Genomic DNA, 13,815 nt, shown 5'->3' with positions numbered 1-13,815 from the left:
GAGGCAGGCGCGGGTATTCCGGACGACCCGGCAAAGGGGGCCGGGCGTCCTTCTTTCAACCGAGAGAGGAGACCGAGGATGCAAAGAACCCGTTTGGTGGCGAGCATGATCGCAGGCGCCGCCCTGCTGGCCGCGTGTGGCGGCGGCGGTGGTGGCGCGAGCTTCGTGCCGCTGCCGCCCGCGGCGAACAACCCGCCGCCCGAAACACCCGTGCCGCCCGAGGTGCAGGCAGCCCAGCCGAAGCTGTCGAACACGCCGATGGACGAGATCGTGAGCAGCCACCTGCTGCCCACCATCGAGCGCCTGTTCGCGCAGGTGCGCACGCAGAAGCTCGACACCGTGCTGCTGGGGCAGAAGGTGTTCGCGCCCGGCAGCAAGGACAAGTTCCTGCCCGGCAAGGTGGCGATCGGCTTTTCCTACATCCTGCTGAACACGCCCAGCTCCGACCCCAAGTACCGCGAGTACATCGACGGCTACCGCGAGATCGCCGACGCGACCATCGACGTGACCAACGACAGCTGGGGCATCTACTACTACATGTCGGCGCTTTGGAAGCTCAAGAAGGCCGGGCTGCTCGAGGGCAGCGGCGCCGCGATCTCGCCGGCCACGCTCGACAAGCTCAAGACCAAACTCAACTGGACCGCCTTCGTCAACCCGGCCGACTATTCGCTGATCGGGCTGCCGACCAACTACTACGGCGTGGCCTTCAGCATCGCGCGCCTGCGCCACCTCATGGGCTGGGAAGGCCCCGAGGCCAGCGAGGCGCTGCTGCAGAAGATGATCAACCACTACAAGACCTTCTCGGCCTTCGGCTTCTCCGACGAGACCGACGGCAGCGGGCGCTTCGACCGCTACAGCGTGCTGCTGATCGGCGAGATCATGCAGCGGCTGATCGAGACCGGCATGACGGTGTCGGCCGAGGACGAGGCCTCGCTCAAGGGCTGGCTGCGCCAGTCCGTGGACGTGATCAAGGTGCGGCTGAACCCGGCCGGCAACGGCGTGGACTACGGCCGCAGCCTCGCGGGCTATGCCGACACGGCCTTCGCCGAGGTGCTGTCGGCGGCCGAGCACATGAACGTGCTGAACGAGGAGGAGAAGCAGATCGCCTATGCCTTCGCCACGCGCGTCACGGCCAAGTACGTGGAGTTCTGGTACGACGCCGAGCTCGGCTCGCTCAACATGTGGCAGAAGGGCCGGCGCGTCGACAGCTACCGCGGCATCGACCGCGTGCTCGGCGAGAACCTGAGCCTGTCGCACCAGCTGATCTACACCAACAACCTCTGGAAGTCGGCCGGCTACGCGCAGAAGGCGCCGGTGTCGACGCAGACCTTCCTGGCCTACCTCGACAGGCAGCCGCGCGCCACGCTCACGAAGTTCGCGGGCTTCGACGGCGGTGCCTCGACCTACGACCGCGGCCTGGTGACCTACCGCGACGGCCTGCGCGTGATCAGCCTGCCGGTGGTCAACGGTGCGAAGACCTACCACCACACCAACCCCTACTTCGCGATCCCCCACTCCTACAACATGCTCTCGGGCGTGGCCGACACCCAGTGGCCGCAGCTGCAGCCGCGCTTCACCGTGGCGACCGGTTCGCAGCCGCTGATCCCCGCCGCCTACCAGAAGAACCTGAAGATCGCCGAGGCCGGCCAGGTGCTCACCGTGAGCTACGACCAGGATGCGATGGACCGGGCCACCTCGGGCAACGACCCGATCAAGGACACGCGCATCACCTCGCGCACGCGCTACACCTTCGAGCCCGGCCGGATCACGCGCGTCGACACCTACACGCCATCGGCCGCGCTCGACATCGCGAAGCTCGAGCTCGAGTTCGGCAGCTATTCCGACGGCGCCAGCGCGCTCGGCGGCAACCGCTTCGCCTTCGCGAACGGCGACGTGCAGGGCTTCGAGGTCGAGGGCCTGCAGGACTGCGCGGCGGTCGACGTGCGCGAGAACGTCGACTACAACACGCCGACCGGCGCGCTGAAGACCAGCATCCGCTGCAGCACGCCGGCCTTCAGCCTGGCCGCGCCGCTCACGATCAAGTGGGTGCTCAAGTACCGCTCGCCGAGCGTGGCGGGCATCGCACCCAAGTGACCCCCCGCCCGGCCGCCGCGAGACGGCCGGGCTTTTTTCTCCAAAGACGACAAGCCCCATGGAAGACCTCAGGAACAAGACCGCCCTCGTGACCGGCGCCAGCACCGGCATCGGTGCCGCGGTGGCCATCGCCTTCGCCGCGCGCGGCATGCGCGTGGCGGTGCACTACAACAGCTCGGCCGACGCCGCGAACCAGGTGGTCGAGACCATCCGCGCCGCCGGCGGCAGCGCCTTCGCGGTGCAGGCCGACGTGCGCGACACGGCCGCGATCCGCGACTGCGTGCAGCGCACCGCCGCCGAATTCGGCCGCATCGACGTGCTCGTGAACAACGCCGGCAGCCTGGTCAAGCGGGTGCTGATCGCCGAGTTCGACGATGCGCTGTTCGACGAGGTGCTGCATGTCAACGCGCGCTCGGTGCTCGCCTTCTGCCGCGAGACGGTGCCGCTGATGCGCCAGCAGGGCAGCGGCAACATCATCAACGTGACCTCGGTCGCGGCGCGCACCGGCGGCGGCCCCGCCGCCTACCTCTACGCGGGCGCCAAGGGCTTCGTGAGCACGGCCACCCACGGGCTGGCCAAGGAACTGGTGGGCGACCGCATCCGCGTCAACGCGGTGGCGCCGGGCGTGATCCAGACGCCGTTCCAGGACCGCTTCTCCACCCCCGCGATGCTCGAGAACTTCAGGGCCGGCATCCCGATGGGCCGCCTCGGCGAGCCCGAGGAGTGCGTGGGCGCCTTTCTCTTCCTCGCTTCGGAACAGCTCTCGGGCTATGTCACGGGGCAGGTCATCGAGGTGAACGGCGGGCAGTACATGCCCTGAGTTTTTTGAGCGACGGCGCCCTCTCAGGGCGCGCATGGATTTCGATCGACAACAACCACTGGAGACAGCATGAACAGAAACGACTTCCTCCGCGGCCTCGCCGCCCTCTCGGCGACGGCCGCGCTCTCGCTGGGCCTGGCCGCCACGGCCTCGGCGCAGGCCGGCGACTATCCGAACCGCACCATCGAGCTGCTGGTGCCCTACCAGCCCGGCGGCGGTACCGACGGCCTGGCGCGCGCCTTCGCGGACGCGAGCCGCAAGCACATCTCGCAGCCCATCGTGATCGTCAACCGCCCCGGCGCGGGCGGCGCCATCGGCTGGACCGAGGTGATCAATTCCAAGCCCGACGGCTACAAGCTCGCGGTGCTCACGGTCGAGCTGCTCACGCTGCCGCACCTGGGCCTGGCGAAGTTCAACTACGACGACTTCCAGCCGATCGCGCAACTCAATGCCGACCCGGCCGCGATCACGGTGAAGGCCGACTCGCCCTGGAACACGATCGAGGACTTCCTGGCCGCAGCGAAGAAGGACCCGGGCAAGGTGAACGTCGGCAACTCGGGCAACGGCTCGATCTGGCACCTGGCCGCGGCCGCGCTCGAGGACAAGACCGGCACGAAGTTCGGCCACATCCCGTTCCAGGGCGCGGCGCCCGCGGTGCTCGCGCTGCTCGGCGGCCACATCGACGCCGTGGCCGTGAGCCCGGCCGAAGTGACGACCCATGTGCAGGGCGGCAAGCTCAAGGTGCTGATGGTGATGGCCGACCAGCGCGTGAAGGGCTTCGAGAAGGTGCCGACCGCGAAGGAGCGCGGCATCGACCTGACGATCGGCACCTGGCGCGGTCTGGGCGCGCCGAAGAACACGCCGCCCGAGGTGATGGCGCGGCTGCGCGAGATCACGGCCAAGACAGCGGCCGAGCCGCTGATGCACGAGGTGATGGACAAGCAGAACCTCGGCTACGTCTACACCGACGGCGCGGCCTTCAAGGAGACGCTGGCCAAGGACAACGCCTATTTCAAGGCGTTGATCACCAAGCTCAATATCAAGCCATGAGCACAACGACGCACCGCGCGCGTCGCTTCGCCGCGGCCGCGCTGCTGTCGGCGGCCGTGTGGCAGGCCCAGGCCGCGACCTGGGTCTACGTGGCGAACGCCGACAGCCAGGAGATCTCGGTGCTCGCGCTCGACCGCGACAAGGGCACGCTGGCGCCGGTGCAGACGCTCGCCGTCGGCGGCACGGTGATGCCGATGGCGGTGAGCCACGACAAGCGCCTGCTCTACGCGGCGCTGCGCTCGCAGCCGTTCCGCGTGGCCACGCTGGCCATCGACGCCGCCACCGGCCGGCTGCAGAAGCTCGGCGAGGCACCGCTGGCCGACAGCATGGCCAACATCGACCTCGACGCCAGCGGCCGCTGGCTGTTCGCGGCCTCCTACCAGGGCGGCAAGATCTCGGTCAACGCGATCGGCAAGGACGGCACGGTGGGCGCGATCCAGCAGCTGGTGCAGACCGCGCCGAACGCGCACGCGATCCATGCGGACGCCAACAACCGCTTCGTGCTCGCGACCAGCCTGGGCGGCGACAACCTCTCGGCCTGGCGCTTCGATGCGGAGAAGGGCCTGCTCTCGCCGAACGATCAGCCGCTCACGCGCACCGCGGCGCAGGCCGGGCCGCGCCACTTCGTCTGGGACCGGGCGCAGCGCCACCTGTACCTGCTCGACGAGCTCGACGCGGCGCTGCACGTGTACGCCTGGGATGCCGAGCGCGGCACGCTGAAGCTCGAGCAGAGCACGACCACGCTGCCCGCTGGCTTCGCGGGCAAGCCCTGGGCCGCCGACCTGCACCTCACGCCCGACGGCCGCCATCTCTACGCCTCGGAGCGCACCTCGAGCACGCTGTCGGCGTTCCGGGTCGACGCGGCGAGCGGCCGGCTGCAACCGCTGGGCCAGACGCCGACCGAGAAGACGCCGCGCGGCTTCGCGATCGATTCGAGCGGGCGCTACCTGATCGCGGCCGGACAGGACTCGCACGGCCTGACCTTGCACACCATCGATGCCGCGACCGGCGCGCTCGGCACCGCGCAACGGCTCGCGGTGGGCAAGAACCCGAACTGGATCGAGATCGTCGATCTGCCCTGAACCCTTTCGCCACAACCATAAGGAGACATCGCCATGCAACGCCGCACCCTCATTCGCAGCGCCTTCGCCACGCCGCTGCTCGCCGCCCTGCCCCATGCCTTCGCCCAGGGCAGCTGGCCGACGGGCAAGGCGATCACCTACCTCGTGCCCTTCCCGGCCGGCGGCACCACCGACGTGCTGGGCCGGCTGATCGGCCAGAAGCTCGGCCCGGTGCTCAACACCAGCGTCATCATCGACAACAAGGGCGGTGCCGGCGGCAGCGTGGGCTCGGAGATCGGCGCGCGCGCCGCGCCCGACGGCTACACGCTGGTGGGCGGCACCATCAGCTCGCACGCGATCAACGTGAGCCTCTATCCGAAGCTGGGCTACGACCCGCAGAAGTCCTTCGCGCCGGTCACGCTGATCGGCACCAACCCGGTGGTGCTGGTGGTGAACCAGGCGAGCCCGCACAAGACGCTCAAGGACGTGCTCGAAGCGAGCAAGGCCAAGGCGGGCGGGCTCTCGTCGGCCTCGGCCGGCACCGGCACCTCGCAGCACCTGGCGCTGGAACTGCTGGCCTACAAGTCGGGCGTGAAGTTCACGCACATCCCCTACAAGGGCAGCGGCCCGGCGATCCAGGACGTGATCGGCGGCCAGGTCGACATGATGTTCGACACTACGGTGGTGGCCGGCCCGCACATCCAGAGCGGCAAGCTGCGCGCGATCGCCGTCACCTCGGCGAAGCGGCTGGCCTCGATGCCCGACGTGCCGACGGTGGCCGAGTCGGGCATCGCGGGCCTGCAGGACTTCGAGGTGGTCTCGTGGCAGGCGATCTTCGTGCCCGCGGGCACGCCCGCGCCGGTGGTGCAGCGGCTGCACACGGAGATCCGCACCATCCTCGCGACACCGGAGATGCAGGACAAGCTCAAGGGCTTCGGCATGGAGCCCACCGACCTGGGCACGGCGCAGATCGCGGCCTTCCAGAAGGCCGAGGTCGAGAAATGGGCGCAGGTGATCAAGGCGGCGGGGATCAAGGCCGAGTAGCGGAAAAACGCCCAGCGGCCGCGCGGCCGGGAAATTCCGCGCAATTCGTCCCCGCGAAATCCCGAGGGAAGTTTCCTACGCCCCGGGCCGGGCCCGCTTTATAGAATGCCCCTCCCATCAAAGAACCAGAAGCTCCGCACGTGTCTGATCGCTCCGCTGTCCTGCCCCAATACCTGTTCCCCAAGCAGGCACTGACCAATTTCGCCGGCTGGGTCGCGGGCAAGGAGCGGGGAGCGGTCACCACCTGGATCATCCGGCGCTTCGTCGACAAATACGGCGTCGACATGAACGAGGCGCTCGAACCCGATATCGCGCACTACAAGAGCTTCAACCAGTTCTTCACGCGCGAGCTCAAGCCCGGCGTGCGCCCGCTCGCCGACGCCGACCTGATCTGTCCCGTCGATGGTGCGATCAGCCAGTTCGGTGCGATCGAGGGCGACCAGATCTTCCAGGCCAAGGGTCACAACTACAGCACCACGGCCCTGGTGGGCGGCGACGCGGCGCTCGCGGCGCAGTTCGCGCACGGCAGCTTCGCCACGCTGTACCTGAGCCCTCGCGACTACCACCGCATCCACATGCCCTGCGACGGGCGGCTGCTGCGCATGATCCACGTGCCGGGCGAGCTGTTCTCGGTCAACCCGACCACCGCGCGCGGCGTGCCGGGGCTGTTCGCGCGCAACGAGCGCGTGGTCTGCGTCTTCGAATCGGCCCACGGCCCCTTCGTGCTGGTGCTGGTCGGCGCCACCATCGTCGGCAGCATGGCGACCGTGTGGCACGGCGTGGTCAACCCGCCGCGCGGGGGCGAGCTGCGCGAATGGCGCTACGACGACCGGCAGATCGCGCTGCGCAAGGGCGAGGAGATGGGCCGTTTCTTGCTCGGCTCGACCGTCGTCATGCTGTTCCCCGCACCCGCGGTGGCCTTCAATTCCGAATGGGCGCCTGCGCGCGCCATCCGGCTGGGCGAAGCCATGGCGAATTTTTCAAAGATGTGACGCTTTGTCTCTGGAGCCGCATGCAGCGTACGCCCACAGCTATAAAACTAGTAGCATCGTAATCATTTGAGCTATAGTCCCCGGCCGGAGCGAAGGCCGGACAGCGGTCCGCCAACCATCAAAAAAGAGCGAGGCCGAGGCACTGCCCACCAGCCGGCCTCCCGCGCAGCACAGATCGCAGAGGAGATGATGACGATGAGTTCCAAGGAAAACGCAGCCATCAGCCAGTTGCTCGCGCTGCTCGAGGCCCGCTATGCGCTGCGTGTGCTCTGGGCCCTGCGCGACGGCCATGCCCAGACCTTCCGGCTGCTGCAGGACAGCGTCGGCGGCATCACTCCCAACACCCTCAACACCCGGATCAAGGAACTGCGCGAAGCCGGCGTGGTGAGCCACGGCGGCGACGGCTACAGCCTCACGCTCAGCGGCCAGGACCTGCTCAAGCGGCTGTCCGACCTGCAGGCCTTCGCGAGCAAGTGGCAGCTCGGCCAGGCCAAGAAGGCGGCGGCGCAACCGGCCGCCGCGGTGCCGCCTGCGGCCTCCGCCTCGGCGCCATCGGTCGCGCCCGCGCCGCAGCCGGCCTCGCCGCCGCTGCCTGCGCCCGCCTCGCCGCCGCCCTCCCCGCCCTCATCGCCGATCCCGCCGCCGATCTCGGACTGAACCCGGCGGCGCCCCGTCCGGCAAGCGCCGTCCGCCGGCCTCGGTAAACTCCGCGCCTTCGATCCCCGGATCGATGCCCTTCTTTCATCTCGCGAACATACCGACGCAAGGAGCGTTCACCATGCCCACCACTCCCTCCGGCCTGCAATACGAAGACACCGTCGTCGGCGACGGCGCGGAAGCCAAGCCCGGCCACCACGTGCACGTGCACTACACCGGCTGGCTCTACAACGACGGCGTGCAGGGCGCCAAGTTCGACTCGAGCCGCGACCGCAACGACCCGTTCGCGTTCTCGCTCGGCGCCGGCCAGGTCATCAAGGGCTGGGACGAAGGCGTGGCCGGCATGAAGATCGGCGGCCAGCGCACGCTCATCATCCCGGCCTCGCTGGGCTACGGTGCCCGCGGCGCCGGCGGCGTGATCCCGCCGAACGCCACCCTGAAGTTCGACGTCGAGCTGCTCGACACCCACTGATCGAGCGCGGGCCCGTCGGCTCGAAGGCCCTGCGAAGGGCCTTTTTCATCGCCGGGCCGCCCCAAGATGGAAAACGCCCACTTGGGGGCAGCGACCTCACGGAGTGAGGGAGCTCGGGGGCCATCTTTCATGCCCGTGCGGCCTTTTCGGCCGCATTTTTTCGCTTGAAAAGCCTCCGGCGGGCCCCAACTGGCCCGCAATCGTTTGTTTCCAGCCCATCGATCAATCCGCTTCAAAAGATGTCCGATCCGCAACAATCCGCCCCGAATTCGCAAACCCTGCACGGCGAACCCAGCCCTGAAGAGCTGGAGGCCGCGCAAGCCGCCAACGAGGCGGATGCGCTGGCCGCGGCCCAGGGCGAGCTCGCCGCCCTGCAGGCCAAGAACGCCGAACTGGCCGACCAGTACCTGCGCGCGCAGGCCGACGTGCAGAACGCCCGCCGCCGCGCCGACGACGAGATTTCCAAGGCCCGCAAGTTCGCGGTCGAAGCCTTCGCCGAGAGCCTGCTGCCGGTGACCGACAGCCTCGAGGCCGGTCTCGCCATCAAGGACGCCACCCCCGAACAGATCCGCGAAGGCGCCGAAGCCACGCTGCGCCAGCTCAAGAGCGCGCTCGAGCGCAACAAGGTGATCGAGATCGCACCGGCTCCCGGCAGCAAGTTCGATCCACACCAGCACCAGGCGATCTCGGTGGTGCCCGCCGACCAGGAACCGAACACCGTGGTGGGCGTGCTGCAGAAGGGCTACACCATCGCCGAGCGCGTGCTGCGCCCCGCGCTGGTCACCGTCAGCGCCCCGAAGTAAGCCGCTGCGCCCTTCTCCCCGTCCACACGAATTCCACAGGAAAACCCCGTCTCTTCCCTTGAATAGACCCGGGTTATCCACAAGTTCATAACAACATATTTTTCAGGTTTCAGGAGTACAGAACATGGCAAAGATCATCGGCATCGACCTCGGCACCACCAACTCGTGCGTGTCGATCATGGAAGGCAACACCACGCGCGTGATCGAGAACTCGGAAGGCGCGCGCACCACGCCTTCGATCGTCGCGTACCAGGAAGACGGTGAAGTGCTGGTCGGTGCCTCGGCCAAGCGCCAGGCCGTCACCAACCCCAAGAACACGCTGTACGCGATCAAGCGCCTGATCGGCCGCAAGTTCGAGGAAAAGGAAGTGCAGAAGGACATCGACCTGATGCCCTACACCATCGCCAAGGCCGACAACGGCGACGCATGGGTGGAAGTGCGCGGCAAGAAGATGGCGCCGCAGCAGGTCAGCGCCGACATCCTGCGCAAGATGAAGAAGACCGCCGAAGACTACCTCGGCGAAGCCGTGACCGAAGCCGTGATCACGGTGCCGGCCTACTTCAACGACGCCCAGCGCCAGGCCACCAAGGACGCCGGCCGCATCGCGGGCCTCGACGTCAAGCGCATCATCAACGAACCCACCGCCGCGGCGCTGGCCTTCGGCCTCGACAAGCAGGACAAGGGCGACCGCAAGATCGCCGTGTACGACCTCGGCGGCGGCACCTTCGACGTCTCGATCATCGAGATCGCCGACGTGGACGGCGAGAAGCAGTTCGAAGTGCTGTCGACCAACGGCGACACCTTCCTCGGCGGCGAGGACTTCGACCAGCGCATCATCGACTACATCATCGGCGAGTTCAAAAAGGAACAGGGCGTCGACCTCAGCAAGGACGTGCTCGCGCTGCAGCGCCTGAAGGAAGCGGCCGAGAAGGCCAAGATCGAGCTGTCGAACAGCGCCCAGACCGACGTCAACCTGCCCTACATCACGGCCGATGCCACCGGTCCGAAGCACCTGAACATCAAGCTCACGCGCGCCAAGCTCGAGAGCCTGGTCGACGAGCTGATCGAGCGCACCATCGCGCCCTGCCGCCTGGCCATCAAGGATGCCGGCATCAGCGTGAGCGACATCAACGACGTGATCCTGGTCGGCGGCATGACCCGCATGCCCAAGGTGCAGGACAAGGTCAAGGCCTTCTTCGGCAAGGACCCGCGCAAGGACGTGAACCCCGACGAGGCCGTGGCCGTCGGCGCCGCCATCCAGGGCCAGGTGCTCTCGGGCGACCGCAAGGACGTGCTGCTGCTCGACGTGACCCCGCTGTCGCTGGGCATCGAGACCATGGGTGGCGTGATGACCAAGATGATCACGAAGAACACCACGATCCCGACCAAGTTCGCGCAGACCTTCTCGACCGCCGAGGACAACCAGCCGGCCGTGACGATCAAGGTGTTCCAGGGCGAACGCGAAGTGGCCGCGGGCAACAAGCTGCTCGGCGAGTTCAACCTCGAGGGCATCCCGCCGGCCTCGCGCGGCACGCCGCAGATCGAGGTGAGCTTCGACATCGACGCCAACGGCATCCTGCACGTCGGCGCCAAGGACAAGGGCACCGGCAAGGAAAACAAGATCACCATCAAGGCGAACTCGGGCCTGTCGGAGGACGAGATCCAGAACATGGTGAAGGACGCCGAGCTCAACGCGGCCGAGGACAAGAAGAAGGTCGAGCTGGTGCAGGCCCGCAACCAGGGCGAGGCCATGGTTCACAGCGTGCGCAAGTCGCTGGGCGAGCACGGCGACAGCCTGGACGCCGGCGAGAAGGAAAAGATCGAGACCGCGATCAAGGAACTCGAGGACGTGGTCAAGGGCGAGGACAAGGCCGCGATCGAAGAGAAGACCAACACGCTGATGACCGCGAGCCAGAAGCTCGGCGAGAAGATGTACGCCGACGCGCAGGCCGCGGCCGGTGCCGCCGGCGGCCCGGGTGCCTCGGCTGGCGCGGAAGCTGCGAGCAGCGCCCCGGCCGACGACAACGTGGTCGACGCCGAGGTCAAGGAAGTCAAGAAGAAGGACTGAGCGTCCGCTCGGTCGAACGGGGCTGGAACACCTGAAAGGGTGCTCCAGCCTTTCTCGCTTCGATCGATCCCCGTTCCCGAAGAGACCTGAAGACCGCCCCGCCGCCCGATCGAACCTGCCATGGCCACCAAACGCGACTACTACGAAACCCTCGGCGTTCCCAAGAACGCGAGCGACGACGAAATCAAGAAGGCTTATCGCAAGCTCGCGATGAAGCACCACCCGGACCGCAACCACGGCGACACCAGCAAGGACGCCGAGGCCAAGTTCAAGGAGGTGAAGGAAGCCTATGAAATGCTGTCGGACGGCCAGAAACGCGCGGCCTACGACCAGTACGGCCACGCCGGCGTCGATCCCAACATGCGCGGCGGCCCGGGTGCGGAAGGCTTCGGCGGCTTCGCGGAAGCCTTCGGCGACATCTTCGGCGACGTGTTCGGCGGCGGTGGCCGCGGCCGTGCCGGCGGTGGGCGCCAGGTGTTCCGCGGCAGCGACCTGAGCTACGCGATGGAGATCACGCTCGAGGAAGCGGCCGAGGGCAAGGAAGCCCAGATCCGCATCCCGAGCTGGGACGACTGCGGCACCTGCAAGGGCACCGGCGCGAAGCCGGGCACCAAGCCGATCACCTGCACCACCTGCCACGGCGCGGGCGCGGTGCAGATGCGCCAGGGCTTCTTCAGCGTGCAGCAGACCTGCCCGACCTGCCACGGCAGCGGCAAGATCATTCCCGAGCCCTGCGCGACCTGCCACGGCCAGGGCAAGATCAAGAACAACAAGACGCTGGAAGTGAAGATCCCGGCCGGCATCGACGACGGCATGCGCATCCGCAGCACCGGCAACGGCGAACCCGGCACCAACGGCGGCCCGCCCGGCGACCTCTACATCGAGATCCGGCTCAAGAAGCACGAGCTGTTCGAGCGCGACGGCGACGACCTGCACTGCGTGGTGCCGGTCAGCGTCACCACCGCGGCGCTCGGCGGCGAGATCAACGTGCCCACGCTCAAGGGCAACGCGGCCATCGACATTCCCGACGGCACGCAGAGCGGCAAGCAGTTCCGCCTGCGCGGCAAGGGCATCAAGGGCGTGCGCTCGAGCTACCCGGGCGACCTCTACTGCCACGTGCGCGTCGAGACGCCGGTCAAGCTCACCGAGCACCAGCGCAAGCTGCTGAAGGAGCTCGACGAGTCGCTCAAGAAGGGCGGCGAGAAGCACAGCCCCACCGACAAGGGCTGGTTCGACAAGGCCAAGGAATTCTTCAGCTGAGGACGCGCGGCGCGCGCTCCGATCCACCGCACTCCGATCCATGGCCCTGTTCGACGAACTCGCGGCCTGGCGCCGCGCCACCGCGGCGCAGCGTGAAGCCGCCGCGCGGGACCTGGCGGCGCAGCTGCCCGCGGGCTTCGCCTTCGACGGCATCCGGCGCTTCGCGCTCGGCGATGTCGCGCACGAGGTGGCGCAGTACACGGCCGGCGGCGCCCTCTTCTCCCTGATTCCGGGCGGCCCGGCCATGCTGGGCTTCGACGTCGGCGGCTGGCGGTCCACGCCCGCGATGCACGAGAGCTGGCAGGGCATGGCGGAGGAATACGGCCTCGAGGAAAGCCTGGCCGACTACCTGGCCGCGCGCAGCGCCCGCGTGCGCGAGGTGGCGCTGCCGCCACTGCTGGCCGAGACCCTTCATGCCGAGGTCGGCTGGCAGCCCGTCGATCCCGCGGGCGAGAAGGTGCGGGCGCTGCTGGCCGAGCACCCACGCGGCGTGACCGAGCATGCGGACATCGTGACCCGGGTCGAGGTAGCGCCCGATGGCCGCGTCAGCGCCTGGCAGGCCGACGAGGACGCGCTGAGCCATGCGCTCGTCGCCGACGGCTTCGCCGCGCAGGGCTTCCGCCTGCCGAGCCCCGACGAATGGGAGCACCTGTGCGCGGCCGGTGCGCGCGGCTTCTTCCGCTGGGGCGACGAGGCGCCGATGGACCGCTACCCCACCGACACCAGCCCCGAGGAAGCCGAATGGCGCCGCCAATGGGTGCGGGCCGCGGGCCAGCTCGAGAAACCGGCGGCGGGCTTCGCCAGCGACTGGGAATTCCACCGACTGCCCAACGCCTGGGGCCTGCAAATCGCGGCCGACCCCTACAAGTACGAACTGACCGCGCAACGCGGCCTCACGCGCGGCGGCGATGGCGGCTGCGCCATCTGCGGCGGCGCCGGTTTTCTCTCGGGCTGGCTGCCGCTCGCGAGCGCCTGGCACGACCCCGACTTCTGCGAGCACGCGCCCGGCGAGGAGATTTCGCTGGGCTACACCGTGGCGCGCCGCGTCCTGCCGCTGGCCTGAGCCTCGTAACCCTTTGGTTTGCGGCCGCGCACGCAAACGGTGCTTCTCGAACGTCTTCGGTGCCACGCACCACAACGGCGTCTTCTCCCGCTTCCCTCCGACTCGCAACTGGCGCGCTTTCCCACGCCGCGGCGCGCGCGCTGCTCATCAAAAGATGGCGCGTAGATTGCTTTTAGATATTTTTTGAATGTGCAATAAACCCAAACGGGAGCTGCCGCGTTATTGAAGGACAGCGTTGTTTTTTTGAGTCAGTGGGCTCAATAGGAGGTGCTTGCCGTTAAAACACGCAAAGGACGCATATGTCGATTGCCATAGGTATTTTCACTGGCAAACTGGTTTACCCGAACCCGTTTGCGGAACCTGGGAATTTAGCTGGAATTCGCAAACTCGTGCACGAATTTTTTGTTGAACTTTACTCGTGACTGTGGTTC

At 67.7% G+C, this 13,815-nt stretch carries 11 protein-coding genes and 1 pseudogene; all 12 read left to right on the top strand.

Going from position 1 to position 13,815, the window contains the following annotated elements:
* Positions 1-78 precede the first annotated feature (78 nt).
* Complete coding sequence (locus R0232_RS11640; RefSeq protein WP_431512200.1) at positions 79-2,094, top strand: hypothetical protein; 2,016 nt, start codon at positions 79-81, stop codon at positions 2,092-2,094.
* Between the two features lie 58 nt (positions 2,095-2,152).
* Positions 2,153-2,914 carry an SDR family NAD(P)-dependent oxidoreductase gene (locus tag R0232_RS11635; protein WP_431512199.1) on the top strand — a complete coding sequence of 254 codons (762 nt, stop codon included), beginning with the start codon at positions 2,153-2,155 and terminating at the stop codon, positions 2,912-2,914.
* Positions 2,915-2,983: 69 nt separating this feature from the next.
* Positions 2,984-3,964: a Bug family tripartite tricarboxylate transporter substrate binding protein gene (locus R0232_RS11630; protein WP_431512198.1), complete on the top strand. Its 981-nt coding sequence runs from the start codon at positions 2,984-2,986 to the stop codon at positions 3,962-3,964.
* On the top strand, positions 3,961-5,046 hold the full coding sequence (locus R0232_RS11625) for a lactonase family protein (protein ID WP_431512197.1): 1,086 nt from the start codon (positions 3,961-3,963) through the stop codon (positions 5,044-5,046). Before R0232_RS11630 ends, R0232_RS11625 begins: the two co-directional genes overlap by 4 nt.
* Before the next feature lie 33 nt (positions 5,047-5,079).
* Positions 5,080-6,069, top strand: coding sequence for a Bug family tripartite tricarboxylate transporter substrate binding protein (locus R0232_RS11620; protein WP_093343141.1), 990 nt, complete (start codon positions 5,080-5,082; stop codon positions 6,067-6,069).
* Between the two features lie 140 nt (positions 6,070-6,209).
* Entirely contained in the window at positions 6,210-7,061 is an 852-nt protein-coding gene (gene asd / locus R0232_RS11615) for an archaetidylserine decarboxylase (protein ID WP_208509370.1), read from the top strand.
* A gap of 195 nt (positions 7,062-7,256) precedes the next feature.
* Positions 7,257-7,559, top strand: a pseudogene (locus tag R0232_RS11610) (winged helix-turn-helix transcriptional regulator); the annotation flags it as partial.
* A gap of 280 nt (positions 7,560-7,839) precedes the next feature.
* Positions 7,840-8,190: an FKBP-type peptidyl-prolyl cis-trans isomerase gene (locus R0232_RS11605; RefSeq protein ID WP_057594512.1), complete on the top strand. Its 351-nt coding sequence runs from the start codon at positions 7,840-7,842 to the stop codon at positions 8,188-8,190.
* Positions 8,191-8,429: 239 nt separating this feature from the next.
* A complete protein-coding gene (grpE, locus tag R0232_RS11600; protein ID WP_093343144.1) occupies positions 8,430-8,993 on the top strand; it encodes a nucleotide exchange factor GrpE in 564 nt (187 codons plus the stop codon).
* 124 nt (positions 8,994-9,117) lie between these two features.
* The gene (dnaK, locus tag R0232_RS11595; RefSeq protein WP_057594514.1) at positions 9,118-11,061 is read left to right on the top strand and encodes a molecular chaperone DnaK; all 1,944 of its coding nucleotides are present in this window, start codon (positions 9,118-9,120) and stop codon (positions 11,059-11,061) included.
* Positions 11,062-11,181: 120 nt separating this feature from the next.
* Positions 11,182-12,321 carry a molecular chaperone DnaJ gene (gene dnaJ, locus R0232_RS11590; RefSeq protein ID WP_057594515.1) on the top strand — a complete coding sequence of 380 codons (1,140 nt, stop codon included), beginning with the start codon at positions 11,182-11,184 and terminating at the stop codon, positions 12,319-12,321.
* A 40-nt stretch (positions 12,322-12,361) separates the two neighbouring features.
* On the top strand, positions 12,362-13,384 hold the full coding sequence (locus R0232_RS11585; protein WP_431512196.1) for a hypothetical protein: 1,023 nt from the start codon (positions 12,362-12,364) through the stop codon (positions 13,382-13,384).
* Positions 13,385-13,815: the final 431 nt, after the last annotated feature.

The sequence above is a fragment of the Variovorax sp. DAIF25 genome, assembly GCF_050711835.1.
GTDB lineage: Bacteria > Pseudomonadota > Gammaproteobacteria > Burkholderiales > Burkholderiaceae_C > Variovorax.
This window is presented reverse-complemented; position numbering and strand designations above follow the sequence as displayed.